The sequence below is a fragment of the Nocardioides sp. genome, from assembly GCF_031397825.1.
Taxonomy (GTDB): domain Bacteria; phylum Actinomycetota; class Actinomycetes; order Propionibacteriales; family Nocardioidaceae; genus Nocardioides.
This window is the reverse complement of the sequence record NZ_JANNML010000240.1, coordinates 1-21,545: the sequence shown is the minus strand read 5'-3', so window position 1 is coordinate 21,545 and position 21,545 is coordinate 1. Positions and strand designations below refer to the sequence as shown.

16 protein-coding genes are annotated in these 21,545 nt (G+C 71.5%); 10 read left to right on the top strand and 6 right to left on the bottom strand.

Annotated elements, in window-relative coordinates; all coding sequences use genetic code 11:
- Positions 1-2,035: DNA polymerase I (gene polA, locus RMN98_RS20295; protein WP_309650637.1), on the top strand; the 2,035-nt coding region annotated here is incomplete at its 5' end.
- Here polA and RMN98_RS20290 read toward each other — a convergent pair.
- Positions 2,029-3,315 (bottom strand): oligosaccharide flippase family protein, encoded by a 1,287-nt coding sequence (locus RMN98_RS20290; RefSeq protein WP_309650636.1) that lies wholly within the window; start codon positions 3,313-3,315, stop codon positions 2,029-2,031. The two genes, polA and RMN98_RS20290, sit on opposite strands and share 7 nt — an antisense overlap.
- A 121-nt stretch (positions 3,316-3,436) precedes the next feature.
- Between RMN98_RS20290 and RMN98_RS20285 the strand changes: the two genes are divergently transcribed.
- Positions 3,437-5,134: a hypothetical protein gene (locus RMN98_RS20285; protein ID WP_309650635.1), complete on the top strand. Its 1,698-nt coding sequence runs from the start codon at positions 3,437-3,439 to the stop codon at positions 5,132-5,134.
- 76 nt (positions 5,135-5,210) lie between these two features.
- Positions 5,211-5,363 (top strand): hypothetical protein, encoded by a 153-nt coding sequence (locus RMN98_RS20280; RefSeq protein ID WP_309650634.1) that lies wholly within the window; start codon positions 5,211-5,213, stop codon positions 5,361-5,363.
- 117 nt (positions 5,364-5,480) lie between these two features.
- On the opposite strand, the gene RMN98_RS20275 is transcribed toward RMN98_RS20280, so the two are convergent.
- Positions 5,481-6,695: a glycosyltransferase family 4 protein gene (locus tag RMN98_RS20275; RefSeq protein ID WP_309650633.1), complete on the bottom strand. Its 1,215-nt coding sequence runs from the start codon at positions 6,693-6,695 to the stop codon at positions 5,481-5,483.
- A 59-nt stretch (positions 6,696-6,754) separates the two neighbouring features.
- On the opposite strand from RMN98_RS20275, the gene RMN98_RS20270 reads away from it, so the two are divergent.
- Both RMN98_RS20270 and RMN98_RS20265 read left to right on the top strand, forming a co-directional pair.
- On the top strand, positions 6,755-7,507 hold the full coding sequence (locus tag RMN98_RS20270; protein ID WP_309650632.1) for a class I SAM-dependent methyltransferase: 753 nt from the start codon (positions 6,755-6,757) through the stop codon (positions 7,505-7,507).
- The gene (locus RMN98_RS20265; protein ID WP_309650631.1) at positions 7,474-11,634 is read left to right on the top strand and encodes an alpha-(1->3)-arabinofuranosyltransferase; all 4,161 of its coding nucleotides are present in this window, start codon (positions 7,474-7,476) and stop codon (positions 11,632-11,634) included. Before RMN98_RS20270 ends, RMN98_RS20265 begins: the two co-directional genes overlap by 34 nt.
- On the opposite strand, the gene RMN98_RS20260 is transcribed toward RMN98_RS20265, so the two are convergent.
- Both RMN98_RS20260 and RMN98_RS20255 read right to left on the bottom strand, forming a co-directional pair.
- Entirely contained in the window at positions 11,523-12,743 is a 1,221-nt protein-coding gene (locus RMN98_RS20260) for an acyltransferase (RefSeq protein ID WP_309650630.1), read from the bottom strand. The genes RMN98_RS20265 and RMN98_RS20260 overlap by 112 nt on opposite strands.
- The gene (locus RMN98_RS20255; RefSeq protein ID WP_309650629.1) at positions 12,740-14,572 is read right to left on the bottom strand and encodes a hypothetical protein; all 1,833 of its coding nucleotides are present in this window, start codon (positions 14,570-14,572) and stop codon (positions 12,740-12,742) included. Before RMN98_RS20255 ends, RMN98_RS20260 begins: the two co-directional genes overlap by 4 nt.
- Before the next feature lie 149 nt (positions 14,573-14,721).
- On the opposite strand from RMN98_RS20255, the gene RMN98_RS20250 reads away from it, so the two are divergent.
- Genes RMN98_RS20250 through RMN98_RS20240 form a run of 3 tightly spaced genes read left to right on the top strand, consistent with a single transcriptional unit; the run spans position 14,722 to position 17,758 of the window.
- Positions 14,722-15,921, top strand: a complete 1,200-nt coding sequence (locus RMN98_RS20250) for a nucleotide sugar dehydrogenase (RefSeq protein ID WP_309650628.1) — start codon at positions 14,722-14,724, stop codon at positions 15,919-15,921.
- Positions 15,918-16,691, top strand: a complete 774-nt coding sequence (locus tag RMN98_RS20245) for a glycosyltransferase family 2 protein (RefSeq protein WP_309650627.1) — start codon at positions 15,918-15,920, stop codon at positions 16,689-16,691. The genes RMN98_RS20250 and RMN98_RS20245 overlap by 4 nt, the downstream gene beginning before the upstream one ends.
- Positions 16,688-17,758 carry an NAD-dependent epimerase/dehydratase family protein gene (locus RMN98_RS20240; RefSeq protein ID WP_309650626.1) on the top strand — a complete coding sequence of 357 codons (1,071 nt, stop codon included), beginning with the start codon at positions 16,688-16,690 and terminating at the stop codon, positions 17,756-17,758. Before RMN98_RS20245 ends, RMN98_RS20240 begins: the two co-directional genes overlap by 4 nt.
- Here the strand turns inward: RMN98_RS20240 and RMN98_RS20235 are convergent.
- A complete protein-coding gene (locus RMN98_RS20235) occupies positions 17,751-18,425 on the bottom strand; it encodes a class I SAM-dependent methyltransferase (protein WP_309650625.1) in 675 nt (224 codons plus the stop codon). The two genes, RMN98_RS20240 and RMN98_RS20235, sit on opposite strands and share 8 nt — an antisense overlap.
- 113 nt (positions 18,426-18,538) lie before the next feature.
- Here RMN98_RS20235 and RMN98_RS20230 point away from each other — a divergent pair, with 113 nt between their 5' ends.
- On the top strand, positions 18,539-19,459 hold the full coding sequence (locus RMN98_RS20230; protein ID WP_309650624.1) for a DUF3068 domain-containing protein: 921 nt from the start codon (positions 18,539-18,541) through the stop codon (positions 19,457-19,459).
- A 59-nt stretch (positions 19,460-19,518) separates the two neighbouring features.
- Here the strand turns inward: RMN98_RS20230 and RMN98_RS20225 are convergent, their stop codons facing one another.
- On the bottom strand, positions 19,519-20,355 hold the full coding sequence (locus RMN98_RS20225) for a class I SAM-dependent methyltransferase (RefSeq protein ID WP_309650623.1): 837 nt from the start codon (positions 20,353-20,355) through the stop codon (positions 19,519-19,521).
- 76 nt (positions 20,356-20,431) lie between these two features.
- Here RMN98_RS20225 and RMN98_RS20220 point away from each other — a divergent pair, with 76 nt between their 5' ends.
- Positions 20,432-21,328 carry a phosphotransferase gene (locus RMN98_RS20220; RefSeq protein ID WP_309650622.1) on the top strand — a complete coding sequence of 299 codons (897 nt, stop codon included), beginning with the start codon at positions 20,432-20,434 and terminating at the stop codon, positions 21,326-21,328.
- The last annotated feature ends 217 nt before the right edge of the window (positions 21,329-21,545 follow it).

The window sequence follows — 21,545 nt, the reverse complement described above, 5'->3', positions numbered from 1 at the left end:
CCTCGACAACGTCATCGCCCACGCCGACCAGATCACCGGCAAGAAGGGTGAGGCGCTGCGCGAGCACCTCGGCGACGTCATGCGCAACCGCCACCTCAACGCCCTCGTGCGCGACCTCGACCTCGAGCTGGTGCCCGCCGACCTCGCGATCCGGCCCTGGGACCGCCAGGAGGTGCACACGCTCTTCGACGGCCTGGAGTTCCGGGTGCTGCGCGACCGGCTCTTCGAGACCCTCGAGTCCGAGGAGGACGTCGACGAGGGCGGCTTCGAGCTCGAGGGCGCCGTGCTCGCCCCCGACACCGTGGCCGACTGGCTCGCCGAGCTCGACGACCAGCGCGTCGGCGTCCACGTGCGCGGCGCCTGGGGGGCCGGGACCGGTCGGGTCGACGGCCTCGCGGTCGCCACCTCCGCGGGGGGCGCGGCCTACGTCGCGGTGGAGCAGCTGACCCCGGCCGACGACGCGGCGCTGGCGACCTGGCTGGCCGACCCCGCCCGTCCCAAGGTGCTGCACGACGCCAAGGGGCCGGCGCTCGCGCTGGCCGCCCACGGGTGGACGCTGTCCGGCGTCGTGTCCGACACGGCGCTCGCGGCCTACCTCGTGCGCCCCGACCAGCGCTCCTACGACCTCTCCGACCTGACCCTGCGCTACCTGCGTCGCGAGCTGCGCCAGGAGAAGGAGAGCGAGCAGGACGCGCTCTTCGACTCCGTGGAGGGTGGTGGTGACGACGTCGCCTCGACCGCGATGCTCCACGCCCGTGCCGTCCTGGAGCTGGCGGCGGCCCTCGACGACGCGGTGGAGGAGCACGGCGGCACCCGCCTGCTGGCCGACGTCGAGCTGCCCCTGGTCGAGCTGCTCACCCACATGGAGCAGGTCGGGATCGCGGTCGACACCGGCCACCTCGAGACCTTGCAGTCCGAGTTCGACGCGGAGGTGCGCAAGGCGGCCGAGTCCGCCTACGCCGCGATCGGCAAGGAGATCAACCTCGGCTCGCCCAAGCAGCTGCAGGTCGTGCTCTTCGACGAGCTCGAGATGCCCAAGACCAAGCGCACCAAGACCGGCTACACGACCGACGCCGACGCGCTCCAGGCGCTCTACGTCAAGACCGAGCACCCGTTCCTCGAGCACCTGCTGCGCCACCGCGACGTGATCCGGTTGCGCCAGACCATCGACGGGCTGCTCAAGACGGTGGCGCCCGACGGCCGCATCCACACGACCTACAACCAGACGATCGCCGCGACGGGGCGGCTCTCGAGCACCGAGCCCAACCTGCAGAACATCCCGATCCGCACCGAGGAGGGGCGCCGCATCCGCGAGGCCTTCGTCGTCGGGGACGGCTACGAGTCGTTGCTCACCGCCGACTACAGCCAGATCGAGATGCGCATCATGGCCCACCTCTCCGAGGACACGCTGCTCATCGAGGCCTTCCGCTCGGGCCACGACTTCCACTCCATCACCGCAGCCCGGGTCTTCGACGTGCCGGCCGATGCGGTGGGCACCGAGATGCGGGCCAAGATCAAGGCGATGAACTACGGCCTGGCCTACGGCCTGTCGGCCTTCGGGCTCTCGCAGCAGCTCGGCATCGAGGCGGCGGAGGCGCGGGGCCTCATGGACGAGTACTTCGAGACGTTCGGTGGCATCCGCGACTACCTCGGCGGGATCGTCGAGGAGGCCCGCAAGACCGGCTACACCGAGACGATCATGGGCCGCCGCCGCTACCTCCCCGACCTGACCAGCGACAACCGCCAGCGTCGGGAGATGGCCGAGCGCATGGCGCTCAACGCGCCGATCCAGGGCTCGGCGGCCGACCTGATCAAGGTGGCGATGCTGCACGTGCAGCGGGCGATCGAGGCCGAGGGCCTGCGCTCACGGATGCTGCTGCAGGTGCACGACGAGCTCGTCCTCGAGGTCGCGAGCGGTGAGCGCGACCGGCTGGACGCGCTGGTCCGCGAGCAGATGGGCGCTGCGGCCGACCTCGCCGTGCCGCTCGACGTCTCCGTCGGCACCGGCCACAGCTGGCACGACGCCGCTCACTGAGTCGCGTCGGCCTCGGAGGGCTGGGAGGGCTCGGGGCTGCGGGCGACCTCGGTGGCGTGGGAGGCGGGCTGGGCGCGCCAGGCGGTGATGATCAGTGCGACCAGCAGGGCCGCGTCGACGACGCACACGAGGCTCACCAGCGAGGTCACCGAGTGCACGGTGAAGGACCCGGCCAGCAGCGCCACCAGCGTGGTCCAGATCATCAGCACCGCGCGGCCCTGACGCCGGGCGAGGGCCGAGTAGAGCAGCAGCTGGAGCATCGACAGCAGCGTGCCGACGATCGCGAAGAGCCACAGCTTGTCCTTAATGCCCGCGAAGTCGTCGCCCCCCACGAAGACCAGGGCGAGGTCGGGGAGGGTGAGGGTCGCGGCGAAGCCGCAGGCACCCAACGCCGCCGAGACGGCCAGCGCCTTGACCAGCGTCGACCGGCCGGCGTCCTTGGTCGACATCGCCGGGAACGCGATGACCACGACGAACTGGGGGAGGAACAGGATCGCCTTGACCAGGATCAGACCGCCGGCGTAGAGCCCGGCCACGTCGGCGTCGAGGACCGCCCGCGCGAGCAGGATGTCGGCGTTGGAGAGCGCGAAGAAGGCCAGCAGGGCCTGGCTGCTGCCGGCGACCTCGCGGAGGATGTCCGTGCGCGGGTGGCCCTCGACCGGGGTGTCGTTGACGGCGCGCGGACGGCGCAGGGCGACGTAGCCGACGACGGCCGGGACCCAGCACCCGAGCGCGACGCCGAGCATCGCGGCGAACTCGCTCTGCCAGACGACCATGAAGCCGGTGCCGAGGACGACGCGGCCCAGACCCTGCGAGAGGTAGACGAGGGCCAGCGGCTCCCAGCGGCGCTCGCCCTGCAGCACGCCGGCCTGACCACCCATGACCGTCAGGGGCACGGCGGCGACGGCCACGAGGGTGGCCGTCGCCAGGCTCTCGAGCTGGAGCACCCAGTTGAGCACCGGGGCGAGGGCGAGCAGCAGGAGACCCAGCACGACGGCGACGCGGTAGGCGACCTCGAGGACGTTGCGCTCGATGGTCTCCACCTGGTCGGGGTCGGCACTGATCCGGCGCGCACCGGTGGCCTGCAGGCCCAGCGAGACCACGCTCACGACCAGCAGCACGCCCATCAGGGCGGAGAACGCCCCGAACGGGACCCGGCCGATCAGGTGCGCCGCAGCCACGGTGTAGCCGTAGGTCGCGATGTTCATGATGCCCATGGCCACCGCGATGGCGGCGCCCCCGCGCAGCCCGCGCGAGGTGGCGGCAGTCGAAGACGTCACGTGACGAGCCTACGTGGGATCGTGCGTGCGCGCGCATCGATGGGGCGAGGTGGTTGGATCGGCGCCACCCGCTCGTGCCGCTCGTGCGAGGGGGACGGACCGTACGACGAGGAGGGCCGGCGTGAAGCAGTGGCGCAGCTGGGTGCTCCCGCTGTGGTCGGTCGTGCTCGCACTCGTGATGCTCGGGCCGGCCCTCGGTCGTGGCTACGTCCTGAGCTTCGACATGGTGTGGGTGCCCGACCTGGCGCTGCGGCCCGACTTCCTCGGCGTCGCGACGGGGTTGCCCCGGGCGGTGCCCTCCGACGCGGTGGTGGCGCTCCTGGACGAGGTCGTGCCGGGGATGCTCCTGCAGAAGGTCGTCCTGCTCGGCTCGCTCGTCGCCGGGGGACTGGGTGCCGCCCGCCTGGTCCCGAGCGCATCCCTCGTGGCGCGGGCCCTGGCGGTCGGTCTCTTCCAGTGGAACCCCTTAATCGTCGAGCGGCTGGTGCTCGGTCACTGGCCGGTGCTGCTGGGCTACGCGGTCCTGCCGTGGTGCCTGGTCGCAGCCCAGGAGTCGCGGCGGACGGCTCGCTTCCCGAGACGGTTGCTGTGGCTGGTGCCGCTCGGCAGCCTGAGCGCCGGCGCGGGCCTGGTCACGGCGCTCGTGGTGCTGGCCTTCGCGGCCGGGGGTGCGCGGACGGCGCGGGCCCTGCTGGTCGTGCTGGCCGCCAACGCCCCCTGGCTCGTCGCCGGCCTCCTGCACGCCTCGTCCTCGGTGACGGACGTTGCGGGCGCCGGCGCGTTCGCCCTGCGTGACGAGGGCCTGCTGCCGGGGCCCCTGGCCGCCCTCGGGCTCGGGGGTGCGTGGAACGCCGAGACGATGCCGTCCTCCCGGGAGGGGGTGCTCGCCGTCGTCGGCCTCGTGGTCGTCCTGGCCCTCTCGGCCATCGGTGCGCGCCCCTGGTGGCGACGTGTCGGCGCCCGTGACGGTGCCGCCTTCCTGGTGTGTGCGGTGACCGGCTGGGCGCTGGCCGTCCTGACCTGGGCGGCTCCGGGCGTGGTGGGGTGGCTCGTGGAGCAGGTCCCCGGTGCCGGGCTCGTGCGCGACGGGGCACGCCTGCTCGCGCTCCTGGCCCCGCTGCTGGTCGTCACAGCCGCGAGCGGCGTCGACGTGCTCTTGGCCCGCGTCCCGAGCGGGCTCGTGCCGCGCCTGGCGGTCGCCGTGGCGGTGGTCCTCGCACCCGTGGCCGTGCTGCCCGACGCGGCGTGGGGCGCCACCTCGCGCCTGGGCGCCGCCCCCTACCCCCCGTCGTACGACGAAGCACGCGACGCGGTCTCCTCGGCCGTCGGCGAGCAGCCAGGGGACGTGCTGGTGCTGCCCCTCTCCAGCTATCGCCAACCCGCCTTCAACGGTGGCCGCAAGGTGCTCGACCCGGTCGGTCGCTACCTCACGCCCGACTACGTGGCCAGCGACGAGCTCGTCGTGTCGGGCGCGGTCATCGCCGGCGAGGATCCCCGGGTCCGCGAGGCCCGGACGGCGCTCGACGCGGCGACGCCGCAGGAGCGTGCGGAGCTGCTGGGGGAGCTGGGGATCAGCGTGGTGGTCGTCGACGTGACGGCCCCGGGGCCGGCGCCGCTGGTCGACGGCGCGCAGGTGCTGACGACCTCCGACCTGGTCGTCGTGGTCCTCCCCGACGCGACCGTGAGGGACGTGCCGACGGCATGGGTCGTGGCCATGGCAGGCGCCTGGACGGCGTTCGGGGGTCTGCTGGTCGGTGCTCTCGTGGCCGGTCTCGGGCGCCTGCGCCTCGCTCGCAGCCGCCGCCAGATCACGATTTGACTGAAGGTGTCGAGAAAGCCATCGGAATCGTGTGCCGCTGCTACGCTGAGCGCGAAACTCAGGGAGGGGTCTTCAAATGGGAACGATTTTGACCACTATCGGCGCGCTCGTGCTCGGTGGTGTCGTGGCAACAGCCACCGTCGTGGGTGTGGTGTCCTCGCAGACTGCGGCTCCGGACAAGTCTCCGACCAACGTCAACGCGCCGGTCATCGAGTACGGCTCCAACTGACCCCGAGCGTCACACGTCTTGACGACGGCCCGGCCTCTCGGCCGGGCCGTCCTTCACGTCCCTGGACCACGTGGATCAGCCGGCGTGGATCAGGCGAGGTGGGTCAGCCGACGCGGATCAGACGTCGATGTCGTCGACGTCCTCGGGGTCCTGGCTGTCGACCAGGTGACCCTGGAGGCTGGCGAGCAGCACCAGCGCGAACGCCTGCTGCGCGGTCTCCCAGGTGAAGGCACGGCTCTTGGCCAGCGCACCTGCTCCGAGGCGCGCCCGCAGGTCGTCGTCGCGCAGCAGTCGACCCAGCGCCTCGGTGAGCTCGTCCTGCGTGTCGACGAGCAGCCCGGAGACGCCGTCCTCGATCGACTCACGGGTCCCGCCGGCCGAGCCGTAGGCGACGCACGGGGTCGAGTGCATCCCGGCCTCGCCGATCACCAGGCCCCAGCCCTCCTTGAGGGAGGGGAGGGCGAGCACCCAGGCCCGCTCGTAGACCTCGTGCTTGCGCTCCTCCTCGACATGACCCTCGAAGGTCACGACGTCCTCGGCACCCACGCTGCGCACGTGCGCGCGCAGCTCGGCGTCCCACCAGCCGCCACCGACCACGACGAGCTCCAGCCCCGGCAGCTCGGCGCGCAGGGCCAGCACCGCGTCGACGGCGTGCTCGACCTGCTTGTGGGGGACCAGCCGTCCGACCACGGCGACCAGCGGCGTGGGCGAGGGACCCGGGTCGACCGCGACGTAGGGGTCGGTGCCGTTGTGCACGACCGCGATGCGGGGCCCGCGGACCCCGAGCCCACGCAGCTCGGCGCGGGTCGCGCGCGACACCGCGACGTACTGGCAGCGGCGGTAGAGCCAGGGCGAGAAGCGCCGCTCGATCCACCAGCCGACGCGGCCGGACAGCCCGGGGTAGACGACCGGCCACTGCTCGCGGTGGACGTGGTGCACCAGCACCACGACGGGGGCCCGGGTCACGAGCCGGGAGAAGAACGGCAGTCCGTTCTGCACGTCGACCACGACGTCCGGGCGGCCCAGGTCACCACGGCCCAGGTCACCACGGCGCAGCGCGCGCATGCCGGCAAGGTAGACCGACAGCTTGGAGCCTCGGCGGACGAACCGGATGCCGTCGACGACCTCCTCCGGGGGTGCCGCGGCGTGTGCCGCGCAGAAGATCGTCACGGTGCAGCCGCGGGCCACGAGACCGGCCGCCATCTTCTCGAGGTAGCGCTCGGCGCCGCCGCCCTCGGGGTTGCGGGTGTCGCGCCAGCTGAGGAAGACCACGTGCTTGCCCACCAGCTCGGGCAGGCCGGGCGCCTCGGACGGCTCAGGCAGGTCGTGCATCCGGCACACCCTAGGCCAACCCCCCTCCTGGTCGCCTACCACCGGGTAGGGTCGCCCGCGTGCCGACGCCGACGACCCTCTCCAGCCCTCGCTGGAAGGCCACCCTGCGACGCTCGCGTCACCTGCTGGGGGAGTTCGGCCACGAGCAGACCGACCCGGCCCGCTTCTACTCAGCGATCGCCGACGACTCCGTCGGTCAGCTCTCGCAGTACGTCGACCTCGACGGCCAGCGCTTCCTCGACGTGGGTGGCGGGCCCGGCTACTTCCGCGACGCGTTCCGCGCGGCCGGCGCGACCTACCTCTCCCTCGATGCCGACGCCGGCGAGCTCGCGGGCCTCGGGGACATCGCCGAGGGGACCGTCATCGGGTCGGGCATGCAGCTGCCGTTCCGCGACGCCTCGGTCGACGTCTGCTACTCCTCCAACGTGCTCGAGCACGTGCCCGACCCGTGGCTGATGGCCGACGAGATGGTGCGCGTGACGCGCCCGGGCGGCACGGTCTTCGTCAGCTACACCGTCTGGTTCGGCCCCTGGGGCGGCCACGAGACCGCGCCCTGGCACTTCCTCGGCGGGCGTCGGGCCCGACGGCGCTACGCCCGCAAGCACGGCCACGAGCCCAAGAACAAGTACGGCGAGTCCCTCTTCGCCGTGACCGTCCGCGACGGCCTGCGCTGGGCCCGCACCCAGACCGACGCCGAGGTCGTGGCGGTGCTGCCGCGCTACAACCCGTCGTGGAGCTACTGGCTGCTCCGGGTCCCGCTGGTGCGTGAGGTGGTGACGTGGAACCTCGTCCTGATCCTTCGCAAGAAGTGACCGGGGACGCGCTCGGGCGCACCAGGTTCCGGCTCCGTCGCCTCGCGGCGTGCGCGCTCCTGGTCGGCCTCGCCATGATCCAGTCGCCCGGCCAGCTCGTCAGCGACACCAAGTTCGACCTCGCGGTCGCGCCGGCCGGGTTCCTCGCGCGGACGCTGCACCTCTGGGACTCCGTGGGCGCGCTCGGTCAGCTCCAGAACCAGGCCTACGGCTACCTGTGGCCGATGGGTCCGTTCTTCCTGGCCGGCTCCGCGCTCGACCTCGAGGCCTGGGTGGTCCAGCGCCTCTGGCTGGCGCTGGTCCTGTGCGTGGCGTTCCTCGGCGCGACCACGCTGAGCCGGCTGCTCGGCGTCCGCAGCGACCTGGCCTGCCTCCTGGCCGGCTTCGCCTACGCGCTGTCCCCGCGGATGCTCACCACGCTCGGCCCGATCTCGATCGAGGCGTGGCCCAGCGCGCTCGCCCCCTGGGTGCTGGTGCCGCTCGTCATCGGCGCCCAGCGCGGCTCCCCCCGGCGGGCGGCCGCGCTCTCGGCCCTGGCGGTGGCGATGGTCGGAGGCGTCAACGCCGCCGCCACCTTCGCGGTCCTGCCCCTCGGCGTCCTGTGGCTGCTCACCCGCTCTCCCGGGCCGCGGCGCCGCACGATGATGCTGTGGTGGCCGCTCTTCACGGCGCTCGGCACCCTCTGGTGGCTCGTGCCGCTGGCCCTGATGGGCGCCTACAGCCCGCCGTTCCTCGACTTCATCGAGTCGGCTTCCAACACCACCTTCCCGACGACGCTCTTCGACGCACTGCGCGGCACCTCCAACTGGGTGCCCTACGTCGACACCGGCTCCCGCGCGGGCAACGACCTGATCCGCGACTACGTGCTGATCATCAACAGCGGCGTCGTGCTGTTCCTGGGCTTCGTCGGCCTGCTGTGGAGGGGCAACCCGCACCGGCTGTTCCTCTCCAGCGGGCTGCTGCTGGGGCTGCTGATGGTGACCATGGGTCACCTCGGCGACGTGCAGGGCTGGGCGGCGGTCGACCTGCGCGCGCTGCTCGACGGCGCCCTCGCCCCCCTGCGCAACGTCCACAAGTTCGACCCGCTCGTCCGGCTGCCGCTGGTCCTGGGGCTCGCCTGGCTCGTGGGCGCGCTCGTCGACGACCTCGCCGAGCGCCGCAGCAGGCCCGAGGACGAGGACCGCGTCGAGGCATCCGTACGACGGGTCAACACGCGGGCGGTGCTGGTCACCGCCGTCGTCGCGGTGCTCGGAGCCGCGCTGCCGGCCGCCGTGGGCCGGGTGACTCCTGCAGGTGGGGTGCTGGCCGTGCCGGACTACTGGACCGAGGCCTCGGCCTGGCTGGACGACGAGCAGAGCACCGCGCTCCTGGTGCCCGGTTCCTCGTTCGGGACCTACGTGTGGGGGACACCGCGCGACGAGCCGCTGCAGTGGTTCGACGCCGCCGACTGGACGGTCCGCAACGCGGTGCCCCTCACACCGGCCGGCAACATCCGGATGCTCGACGCGATCGAGGCCCGCTTCGCGCAGGGTGAGGGCTCACCCGGGCTGGCGTCCTTCCTGCGTCGCGCGGGCATCACGCACCTGGTCGTCCGCAACGACCTCCAGCGCTCCGGTGACGTGCCCGACCCGGTGCTGGTGCACCAGGCGATCGAGGACTCGCCCGGACTCACCGCCGTGCGCACCTTCGGTCCCGTGGTCGGCGGCGAGGCACGCCTGAAGGGCACCGACGGCAGCCGCATCCTGGTCAACGCCGGCTGGCAGAACTCCTACCGCGCCATCGAGGTCTTCGAGGTCGACGGCGCCGCCGCTCGGGTGGTCGGCAGCACCGAGCCTCCCGTGGTCGTGGGTGGGCCGGAGGACCTGCTGGACCTCAGCGACCTGGGCCTGCTCGGTGACGAGCCGACGATCCTGGCCCCCGACGTCCCGGACGTCCCCCCTGCTGCGTCGGAGCTGGTGCTGACCGACGGGTTGCGGGCGGTCGAGCGCAACTTCGGTCGCGTCCACGACGGCGCCTCGGCGACGCTGGTCCCGGGGGAGCCCCGACGGCTCGGCAACCCGACCCGCGACTACCTCATCGACACCGACGACCGCTGGTCGACCTTCGCCAGGCTGGACGGGGTGGCCTCGGTCGAGGCGTCGTCGTCGATGTCGGACTCGACCGCGATCGGACCCGTGCAGCGCGGCCAGCAGCCCTACGCCGCGCTCGACGGCGACCGCAGCACCGCGTGGGTCGGCAACTACACCGCGCAGGCCGGCTGGTGGCAGGTCGACTTCGACCGCCCGCACGACCTGGACACGATCACCGTGACGGCCGGCCCCGACGAGCGCGAGGTCGTCGAGGTGTCGACCCCCGGCGGGGTCCTCGGTCCCTTCGTCCTCCCGCGCGGCGCCACGCGCACGATCACCGTCGACGACGCGGACGCCGCGTGGCTCAGGGTGGACGACGTCTCCGGTCGCCCTGGCAACCGCCTCGCCCTCGCCGAGGTCGATGTGCCCGGGCTCGAGGTCTCCCGCTCCCTGGTGCTGCCGACACTGCCCGAGGCCTGGGGGAGTCCCGACACGATCGTGCTGCGCGCGATCGACGACGCCCGCCGCGGCTGTGTGGTCGTGGACCGCGCCGTGCGCTGTGTCGAGGGCCGCGACGTGGCCCCCGAGGAGCCGGCCGGGATGCGGCGCGACCTGACGCTCCCGCAACCCGCGTCGTACGACGCGCAGCTCACGGTCCGTGCCCGCCCCGGTGTCGCCACCACGCGCCTCATGCAGCAGGACCTGCCCATCGGTGTCTCCGCCTCGTCGACCGGCAACCCGGACCTGCGGGCCTCGATCGTGGCGGCTGTCGACGGCGACCGCAGCACCACCTGGACCGCGGGCCTGGTCGACATCGACCCGATCATCCGGATGAGCTGGCTCAAGCCCCGGACGATCAGCGGCCTGGACCTCTCGGTCGCGCCCGACACCGCCGCCCGGGTCCCCACCGAGCTGACGCTCACCTGGCCAGGAGGACGTCGTGAGGTCTCCCTCGACGACGACGGCGAGGTGAGCTTCCCGCCGATCCGGGTCGACGCGCTCACCCTGGAGGTCCGGGAGGCGGAGCCCGCCTCGAGCCTCGACTTCGCCTCCAACGGCTCCCAGGTGCCGGTCGGCATCACCGAGCTGGACGTGCGCGGGCTGCCCTACCTCCCGCTGGTCCTCCCCGACGAGCCCCGCACCTCCGCGTGCGGCGAGGGACCGACGGTCGACACCGGGCGTCAGGCGATCGCGACGCGCGTGACCGCGAGCCCCCGCGAGCTCTTCGAGGGTGGCCCCCTCGAGGCCGAGCTGTGCAACGACGGCGACGTGGCGCTGCCCGAGGGCCCGAGCCAGGTGGCGATCGAGGCGACGGAGTCGTTCACCCCGGTGTCGCTGGTGCTCACCGACGGCCTGGTCGAGACGGGCTCCGTGGATCCGGTCGTCTCCAGCCGCCCCAGCCCGGCCCGGCTCGAGATGCTGCCCGCGGGCGGCGACACCCTGCTCACCGTCCGGGAGAACACCAACCCCGGCTGGGTGGCGACCCGCGACGGACGCGAGCTGACCCCGGTGGTCGTCGACGGGTGGCAGCAGGGCTACTGGCTGCCGGGCGACGGCACGCGCGAGCAGGTCACGATGGACTTCGCCCCCGACACCGTCTACCGGGGCGCCCTCGCCGTCGGGCTGCTCGGACTCCTGGCGCTCCTCGCGCTCTGCTGCGTGCCGCGACGACGCTGGGCCGACACCCGCGGCGCCGCGCTCGGTGCGGGCCGACTGCCGGCTCCCGCGCTCGCGGTGCTCGCGATCGCCGGTGGGGGCCTGCTGGCCGGCTCGGTCGGAGCCGGGCTGGCGGCGCTGGGCTTCGTGGTCGCCGCGCTGCTGCGCCGGCGCTCGCCCGAGTCCGGGCCGTGGTTGCTCGCCGCGCTCGTGCTACCCGCGGCGGGTGCCTATGCGCTGCGACCGTGGGGCGGGTCCACGGGCTGGGCCGGCAGCTTCGAGTGGCCGCACTACCTGGTCGTGGTGGTCTGCGCCGCGCTCTTCGGGTGGCTCGTCGAGGAGCGCCCCCAGGGCGCCCGCATGCTGCCGAGGCGCATCCCGGGCCGCTCCACCACGCGGTAGAGCGCCTCGGACGCGGCCAGGCTGAGCACCAGCGTCAGGGCCCAGATCTGCCAGCCGTGTCCCTGGAAGAGGCCGTAGTCGGTCACCGACATCACCAGGTGCAGCACCGGCAGGTGGATGCAGAAGGTGCTGTAGGAGATCACCCCGAGGTGACGCAGCACCGGGGCCGACATGAGGCGGACGTAGTGGCCGGGGACGGTGAAGATCCCGGTCAGCACCACCAGCCCCCCGATCACCGCGTAGAGCAGGTGCTTGGTGAGGGCTTCGGCCGGGCTGGCGACGAAGAGGAACGACGGGCCGGCGAGCGGGGTCGCAGCGACCAGCATCAGCCCCGCGACGAGCGCCCAGCAGACCCCGGGCATGCCGGCGAGCATCGTCAGGTGCCGCAGCGGCGCCGGAGCGTCGGCGCCGCGTGCCTGGTGGAGCACGTGCGCGAGGGCCAGACCCATCCCCACGGCGAACCACGTGAGGTACGCCGGCAGCCAGCTCATCGGCACGCCGGCGGATGACTCCGCGACCACCCCGGCCAGCGACAGCACCCACCACGCACTGAGTGCGACGAGCGCGCCGAGCACCGCACCGACCCGGCCCGGTCGGAGGCCCTTGCCACGCCCGAGGGCGGCGAGCATCAGCAGCGGCAGCACGAGGTAGAACATCGCCTCGACGGCCAGGCTCCACATCTGGGTCAGACCCTGGGGGAGCCGTGGCGAGGTGTAGATGTCGACCAGCAGCAACGACCGGACCCACTGCACCGCTCCGATGCCGCGGTTCTCGTCGATCAGCCCGAGCGCGATCACGACGGTGACGGCGTAGACGGGGTAGATGCGCAGGAAGCGCTTCCAGTAGTAGCGCCCCGTGGGCGGGTGCTCGCGCCCGGCGACCGAGCGGGCGAGGTAGGGCCGGGCGAGCAGGAAGCCGGACAGCACGAAGAAGATCGCCACCCCGACGTCCAGGCGCGACAACAGCGTGCCGACGGCCCCGTTGCGGCCGTACTCACCCGACTGGAAGGTCGTGTGCGTGGTCAGCACCGCCAGCGCGCCGACGGCGCGCAGCGTGTCCAGGACCGGGAACTCCGGTCGCTGCTCGACCGCCTGCGCCTGCTCGCTCACTCCAGCGTCCCTCCGGGCTCGGGCTGCCCCACCTCGATGATGTCCACGCACATGGTCGCACCCGGGGCGAGCCCGTCGATACGGATGTCGTCGAACGAGCCGTCCACCCGGGCGTAGAGGGTGTTGAGTCCGGCGACCACCTCGGTCTCGAGCACGGTGTCCCCGGCGGAGACCACGACCGGGGAGTCGGTCGAGGAGAGGTAGCCGATGCGGATCCACCACTGCCACTCGAAGGCGCGCCCGGCGAGGGGCACGTCGAGCCCGTCCTCGTCGATGCGCCAGCCGCAGTCGGCCTCGGGTCCGGGTCGTGAGCGGACACCCAGGCGGATCAGGACCTGTCGCAGGGTGCCGTCGTCGGCGGCCATGGCGAGGCGAGGGCTGGAGCTGGGGAACGAGGCAAGGGGAGAGGCGAGCATCGCCAAGGTCCGCACCGTGTTGTCCGGAGCGGTGAGCTGGGAGAGCACCGCGTCCGGCACCGGGTGATCGACCAGGTCCGTGGGTCCCGAGGCGCTGAGGTCTCGGCGCAGGTTCTGCAGGTAGGCGTCACTGGCGTTGTCGGAGTGCCAGTACGTCGCGTAGACGGAGCTGCTGGCGAGCCCTGACAAGCAGATCAGCACGAGAGCCGCGGTGACCAGTCTCGGCGACACCGAGATCCTGAGGAGCGACGGCGTCCGCGGGGCGCTGGACTCGGGAGCCCCCTTCAAGGGCAGGAAAGCCAGGCCGAGGCACAGCACCAGCACGCACACGGCGTCCGTCAGGTAGCGGTACTCCCGGCCGATGAGCGCTCCGAACTCCGGGCCCCGGCTGGTGACGAGCAGGGCCAGGAGCACGACCAGGTAGCCACCGAGCAACACCCAGGCGCGCGCGGTGCGGACCCGGGTCAGCGCCGCGTAGACGATGACCGAGAAGGCCATGACCCAGGCCAGGTGGACGGTCCAGGCTGGAGGGTCGGCGAAGGCGGTGGGCGGAGCCTCGAGCGACCATCGCCACGGTCCTCCGACGACGGCGGAGACGAACGCCGTCCCCAGCATGGAGCTGGCCAGGCGCCCCACGAGGGGAGCGGTGACCTCGGCGAAGGGTTGCTCGACGTGCGTGAGGTAGTAGCCCGTGTAGCAGCTCACGGTGAGCACCCCCACCGACGCGGCGACCCAGTAGGTCCGCAGCACGTGGCCCACCCGCCTCAGAGGTGTCCCGGTCGAGAAGTAGGCGAGGGCGATGTAGGCGAGCACGGGCCCGATCAGGAGCGGCTTCACGTCGAACAGCAGGCCGTAGCACAACGACGCGATGGTCAGGATCAACCACCGCCATCGATGCGTGCGCAGGTGCAGCACCCAGGCTCCGACCGCCATGAAGATGGCGAACTGCGTCGGCACCTGATTGAGAGCGGCCGCCCACCACAGGAACGCCGGGACCGTGAGGACGCTCGTCAGGTAGATCCCCAGCGGGAGGAGCACGCCCCAGCGTCGTCCGAACAGCGTCAGCAGCATCCATAGCGCAGCGCCGCTCGCCATGGCCTGCATGATCAGCGTCACCGTCGCAGCCACGGCCCAGTTCAGCGTGCCGCTCTCTGCCACGAGGGACGCCACGAGTCGCCCCCCCGGCATGAGGTGTCCGTTGTAGGGGTCGAGCAGGTAGCCGAGGTCCAAGGGTCGCTGCGTCGCGTCGAGCAGCAGGTTGTAGTCATCGAGGAAGAACCAGCTGGGAAACAGCGCCCAGGCCCGCCAGGCGAGCTGCACCAGGATCATGACCACACCGACCAGCGTGACCAGCTGGCCGGTGCCGGGGTCGCCCGCCGTGGTCCGCCTGCGCTGGGTGCTCCGGCTCCCCATCGTGTGCAACTCCGTCTCCCTCAGCGCCATGCCGCGTCGCCGGACCCGATCATCGGGGTGAGCTCCTGACGACCCTGCCGGTCGAGGATCGCTGGGAGGTAGGTTACGTGGCTGAGCGGCGACATCCGGCGACATACTGAGAGAGACACGTGTCTGAGGAGTTCGACTTCGACGTCTGCATCATCGGCGGCGCCGGGCATGTGGGGTTCCCCCTGGCGGTGGCCTTCGCCAGCCGGGGGCTGAAGGTCTGCATCTACGACATCAACGGCCCGGCCGTGGAGCAGATCCTGGGCGGACGCGCCCCGTTCCTGGAGCCGGGCGTCCAGGCGCCGCTCGAGGCCGCGCTGGCCGCGGGGACGCTCGTGGGGGGCACCGACCCCGACGTGGTGAGCCGCTCCGAGCACGTCGTCGTGGTCGTCGGCACCCCCGTCGACCAGCACCTCAGCCCCGACCCCGAAGCGGTCCCGCGGGCGCTCGGGGCGCTCCTCGGCCGGCTCCGCAAGGGCCAGCTGGTCGTGCTGCGCAGCACCGTCTTCCCCGGTGTCACCCGTCGGGTGGAGCAGCTGGTGGCCTCGGTGCACCCCGACCTCGACCTGGCCTTCTGCCCCGAGCGCATCGCCGAGGGCCACGCCATGACCGAGCTGTTCTCCCTGCCGCAGATCGTCGCTGCCCGCACCCCGCGTGCCACCGAGCGCGCCGGCGCCCTCTTCGGCACGCTCACCGGGTCGATCATCGAGATGCAGCCCGAGGAGGCCGAGCTCGCCAAGCTCTTCACCAACGCCTGGCGCTACATCAAGTTCGCCGCCGCCAATCAGTACTTCATGATCGCCAACGACCTCGGCCTCGACTTCGCCCGCATCCGCGAGGCGATGATGGAGGACTACCCCCGCACCGCCGACCTGCCCGGAGCCGGCTTCGCCGCCGGGCCGTGCCTCTTCAAGGACACCATGCAGCTCGCCTCCGTCACCGGTGGGGCCTTCGCGCTCGGCCACTCCGCCATGCTCGTCAACGAGGGCCTGCCCGACTACCTCGTCAAGCGCATGGAGCAGCGTCACGACCTCTTCTCCCAGACCGTCGGCATCCTGGGCATGGCCTTCAAGGCCGAGAGCGACGACCGCCGCTCGAGCCTGTCCTACCGGCTCAAGCGGGTGCTGGCATTCCGCGCGCAGCGGGTGCTGACCACCGATCCCTACGTCACCGACGACCCCGAGCTCGTGCCGCTCGAGCAGGTCCTGGCCGAGGCCGACGTGCTGGTCATCGGGGCCCCGCACGCGCAGTACGCCGACCTGGTCACCGATCTGCCCGTCGTCGACGTCTGGGACCTGCGCGGCAACGGGAGCCTGACGTGAGCACCCCCAGCGTGACCGTGGTCGTCCCGGCCTACCACGAGGAGGAGGGCGTCGCGAGGGTCCTCGACCGCCTCGTCGAGGGCATCTCGCTGGACTTCGAGATCCTCGTCGTCGTCGACGAGCCCGACGACCCCACGATCGCCGCCGTCCACGCCCATGCGGGGGACGACGAGCGGGTGCGGACCCTGGTCAACACCTACGGCCGCGGGCCGGCCCACGCCGTGCGCTACGGCATCGACCAGGCGTCGCACCCGGTCGTGGTGGTCACCATGGCCGACGGCAGCGACGACCCGCGGATGATCGACCCCCTGGCCCGGCTGGTGGAGCGGGGCGTGGTCGTCGCGGCCGCGTCTCGCTACTCGCCCGGGGGCCAGCAGGTGGGCGGACCCGTCTTCAAGGGCCTGCTGTCGCGCACGGCCGGTCGCTCCCTCGGCGTCCTCGCCAGGGTCGGCACCGACGACGCCACCAACAGCTTCAAGGCCTACGACACCGCGTTCGTCCGCGAGGTCGGCATCCACAGCCGCAGCGGCTTCGAGATCGGGCTCGAGCTCACGGCCAAGGCACGCCGGCTGCGTCGTCCGGTCGCGGAGCTGCCGACGATCTGGCTCGACCGGACCCTGGGGGAGTCCCGCTTCGACCTGCAGGGCTGGATCCCGAAGTACCTGCGGTGGTACCGCTTCGCCTTCGGCCCCGAGCTCACCCTCGACGAGGTCAGACAGCAGGCTGCAAGGATCGCCGCACGCAACGAGGGAAGGCAGGGGACGACGTGACGGACACCGTGGTGGAGGAGACCGGGGCCGGCAGCGGTGTGGGGCTCCGGGTGCTGGTGACGGGATCGGCCGGCTTCATCGGGGGCTACGTCGTCGAGGAGCTGCTGGCGCGCGGCTACGCCGTGACCGGCATCGACAACTATTCCAAGTACGGCCCGGTGACGAAGTCCTACGACTCCCACCCGCGCTACCGCTTCGTGGAGGGCGACGTGCGTGACGTCGACCTGATGGTCGACCTGCTCGCCGACTGCGACCACCTGATCGCGGGCGCTGCGCTGATCGGCGGCATCTCCTACTTCCACACCTACCCCTACGACCTGCTCGCCACCAACGAGCGGATCATGGCCGCCACCTGTGACGCGGCGATCCGCGTGCTGCCCGCCGGGCGGCTGCAGAAGGTCACCTACCTCAGCTCCTCGATGGTCTTCGAGTCGACGGAGCACTGGCCCTCGGTCGAGGGCGACGAGCGGAAGATCGCGCCGCCGCTGTCGTCGTACGGCTTCCAGAAGCTGGCGGTGGAGTACTTCGCGAAGGCGGCGTGGGACCAGTACCAGGTGCCGTTCACCATCGTCCGCCCGTTCAACTGCGTCGGGGTCGGCGAGGGACGTGCCCTGGGTGACGTGGAGATCCCGAGCGGCAACGTCAAGCTCGCGATGAGCCACGTGGTGCCCGACCTGATCCAGAAGGTCCTCAAGGGCCAGGACCCGCTGCACGTCCTCGGCGACGGCCAGCAGGTGCGGCACTACACCTACGGCGCCGACCTGGCCCGCGGCATCGTGACCGCGATGGAGTCGGAGCCGGCGCTCAACGAGGACTTCAACCTCTCGACCGCCCAGTCGACGACCGTCCTCGAGCTGGCCGAGCTGATCTGGGCCAAGTGTCACGGCGACGGCCGGCCCTTCGCGTTCGTCAGCGACGAGGCCTTCGAGCACGACGTGGCCAAGCGCGTGCCCGACGTGACCAAGGCCCGCGAGGTCCTCGGCTTCACCGCCGACACGACGCTCGACGACATGCTGGACATCGTCGTGCCGTGGGTCCGTCAGGCCATGGCCGACGGCATCATCTGACGCGACCGACCACCAGCATCTGCTTGCCCAGGAAACGCCAGGCCAGGGGCAGGCGCAGGTAGGCGCGCACCATCAGCGGTCGCACCTCGAACTTCGCGTCCTTGACCGTGTAGGGCAGGAAACGCCCGATCGACTCGACGACCTCGTAGCCGGAGATCTCGAGCGCCTCCGCCACGCTGAGGTGCGTCAGGGGGAGGTGGTGGTCGAGGTAGTCCCAGTAGCGCCCGGGCAGGTAGCGGATGTTGGGCATCAGCACGACGATCAGCCCACCCGGTCGAGTCACCCGTCGGCACTCCTCCAGCGTGGTCATGAGGTCCGCCTTGGTGGGCAGGTGCTCGAAGAAGTTGGACGTGAAGACGGTGTCGACGCAACCGTCGGCCAGCTGATCCATGGCGTCGGAGCGGGTCGTGAGCACCTCGACCCCGGGTCCGGCCCAGGTGGCGGTGTCGGGGTTGAGGTCCACCGCGACGCGCCGGGTGGCCCGCACCTCGTTGACGAACTCGCAGCTCCCGGCGCCCAGGTCGACGACCACCCCGTCGCGGGGGACGTAGCGCTGGAAGAAGTCCTCCACCAGCACTCGCCAGAGCACGCGCTTGGAGGCGAGCTCGCGGTCGTCGAACCGGTTGCGGTAGATCGCCTCGAGGTCCTCGGTCCGCTTCTCGTCCACGGCCGAACTGTAGCCCGGAGCATCGATGCCGTTTCGTGTCCCGGAATGGCCATGGAGGCCTGTGACATGCGTTACTGTTCCTCGATATCTTGATTTCCTGGGGAGGGAATGCAGTGCGCAAATTCATCGGTCCGGTCCTGCTCGGCCTGGGGGGCTTCCTCCTGATGGCGGCCATCATCTGCACGGCCTGGGCTCCGGGTGTCGTCAAGAAGACGCCCACGGACGTCAACACGACGACGTTCCTGAGCGGCACGGCCAACAAGCTCAACGGGGCCACGGGGGAGCTGGAGTCCAACCCCATCAACACCACGAGCGTGACGATGGTCGACTCCGACATCTCCGACGACAACGTCGTGGGCTGGGTCAACACCTCGTGCACGGTCATCAATGTCGACAACCCGCCCAACTGCGTCGACGGTGACGACCCGCGACTCATCAGCGCCAGCATCGACACCTTCGCCACGAGCCGCACGACCGGGCTCGCGGTCAACGACGAGAAGTACCGCGCGGACGAGTCCGTCCCGCACGACGGCCTGGTCAACAAGTGGCCCTTCGACTCCGAGAAGAAGACCTACCCCTACTGGGACGGCACCGCCGGCGGCGCCTACGACGCGGTCTACGACCGCACCGAGAACCTCGACGGCCTCGAGACCTACGTCTACAAGGTGAGCATCGTCGACGCTCCGATCGACATCGCCGAGGGCATCCCGGGCACCTACAGCTCGGCCAAGGAGATCTTCGTCGAGCCCAAGACGGGTGCCATCGTCAACCAGACCGAGGACCAGCAGCGCTACCTCGAGTCCGGCGACCTGGTGCTCGACCTGCAGGCCGCCTTCACCGACGACCAGCAGGCCGAGAGCATCGCTGACGGCAAGGACAACCTCGCCAGCGTCAACCTCATCCTGAAGACGGTGCCGATCGTCGGCTTCGTGGGCGGCATCCTGTGCCTCCTCGCCGGTGCCCTCCTGGTCATGCGGGGCCGCGGCTCCTCCGACCAGTCGTCGGCCAAGCGCCGCGAGACCGTCGGCGTCTGACAGCTCCTGCACACTCCGGCACGCCGGGTCACGCGCTGCGTGGTCCGGCGTCCGCCATTTCAGTGCCTCTCGTACGACGCAGCCTTGGTGCAGCCGAAGATCGCGGTCCCGGGCGTGAAGCGCCCCCGCACCGCCGACCAGCCGCCCCAGAGCCGCTCGTGCCCCTCGGGCCACTCGGGCTCCAGCAGCGTGGTGATCGTGAAGCCGCCGGAGGACAGGACCGAGACCCAGTCACCCAGGGTGCGGTGGTGCTCGACGTAGGAGACCTGACCGGTGCTGTCGTCGACCTCCACGTAGGGAGTGCGGTCCCAGTAGGACTGGCTCGCGACCAGGCCGGCCTCGGACGGGTCGTCGGGAAACATCCAGCGCGTCGGGTGGGTGATGGAGAAGGCGAAGCGCCCGCCGGGGCTCAGCACCCGTGCGGTCTCGGCCACGGCGAGCTCGAGGTCCTGGACGAACTGGAGCGCGCCGAAGGAGCAGAAGACGACGTCGAAGGAGCCGTCGGCGAAGGGCAGGTCGGTGGCTGTGCCGAGGACCGAGGGGACCGCGATGCCGGTCTGCTCATCGAGGCGCCGGGAGTGCTGCAGCTGCCGGTGCGACAGGTCGAGGCCGAAGGAGGCCCCGCCCTGGGTGCGCACCCAGCGCGAGCACTGCCCGGCCCCCGACCCGACCTCGAGGACCCGCTTGCCGGCCACGTCGCCCAGGATCCCGGCCTCGGTCTCGGTTAGGCCCTCGGGCCCCCAGACAAACCCGGCGTCACCGAGGAACTCGCCGTGGGTCGCTTGGTATTCATCGGCATAGCGGTCCCAGTCGGGGCCGTTGGCCGCTCGTGACTCGGCCTCGCTGACGCCTCGACGCTCGACGCGGACCGGCGGGTGGGGCCAGTGTTCCTGCACGCCGTCACGCTAGCCCACCGCCTGGGCCACGCCGCCCCCTGGCGACCGGATCGGCAGGTGTTGGCACGATGGCCCGATGGACTTCGCATCCCTGACCCCGCTCGAGGGTGGCTGGTCGGGCCAGACCTTCCTGGCCGAGGCGGCGGGGGAGCGGCACGTCGTACGCATCTATGCCGAGCCGGGGCCGCGGGGCGATCAAGCCCACGAGGTCGACGCCGCGCTGCTGCGCCTGGTGCGCGGGCTCGTGCCGGTCGCCGACGTCCTGGAAGTACGCCGAGGTGACCCGGCGACCGGGATGCCAGCACTGCTCGTGACCAGCCTGCTTCCCGGCGAGCGCGGCGACCTGGTGCTTCCGCGCCTGGATGACGCCCAGCTGGCGATCCTCGGGCGTGAGGTCGGCGCCCTGGCGGCCACCCTCGGCGCGATGCCCCAGCTGCGGGCCGGCCCCTTCGTCGACGGCGACCTGCGGATCGGGACCTTCGGGGGAGCTGACGGCCTCGACGACTGGGTCCGTCAGCACGAGCCGGCCTTCGCGCACTGGAGCGACGACGAGCGCACCGGCCTCCTGGCCGTGGCCGAGCAGGCCCAGGTGCTGCTCGACTCGGTTGGCCGGCACTGCCTGGTGCACAGCGACCTCAACCCCAAGAACCTGCTCGTCGATCCCGAGACCTTGCAGATCACGGGCCTGGTCGATTGGGAGTTCGCCCATGCCGGCCACCCCTTCACCGACCTGGGCAACGTCCTCCGCTTCGACCGCCAACCGGCCTACGTCGACGCCGTCCTCGCCGCCTACGGCGACCGCCACGACATCGACCCGACGGCCGCACTCGACCTGGCCCGGGCCGCCGACCTGTGGGCGCTCGTCGACCTGGCCTCGCGACATGGTCAGAACCCGGTGGCCGACTGGGCCGAGCACCTGCTGCGCGCGATCGCGAACCAGCGCAACCACAATGCCTGGCTCACCAACGACTGAGTCCGGACTAAGCCGTAACACGTCTTCCACGGCAGGCAGGCAGGTGGCTCCCGCGACCTCGAGGGGCCTCACTCCCTGATGGTCACGTCCATCCTGCTTCCCGAACCGGTTGTCCCCGGGTTCGGCGTAGTGAATATAGGCTGCCAAAGGTGTCTACTAGCCCCCAGGTGCCGTTCTACGAATGCGCAGACCAGTGCCCCAATATGTGCAGGAACAG

Coding starts and splice junctions, on each gene's coding strand:
- RMN98_RS20255 (WP_309650629.1), bottom strand. CDS start 14,572: ATGGGGAGCCGGAGCACCCAGCGCAGGCGGACCACGGCGGGCGACCCC.
- RMN98_RS20220 (WP_309650622.1), top strand. CDS start 20,432: ATGGACTTCGCATCCCTGACCCCGCTCGAGGGTGGCTGGTCGGGCCAG.
- RMN98_RS20275 (WP_309650633.1), bottom strand. CDS start 6,695: ATGCACGACCTGCCTGAGCCGTCCGAGGCGCCCGGCCTGCCCGAGCTG.
- RMN98_RS20280 (WP_309650634.1), top strand. CDS start 5,211: ATGGGAACGATTTTGACCACTATCGGCGCGCTCGTGCTCGGTGGTGTC.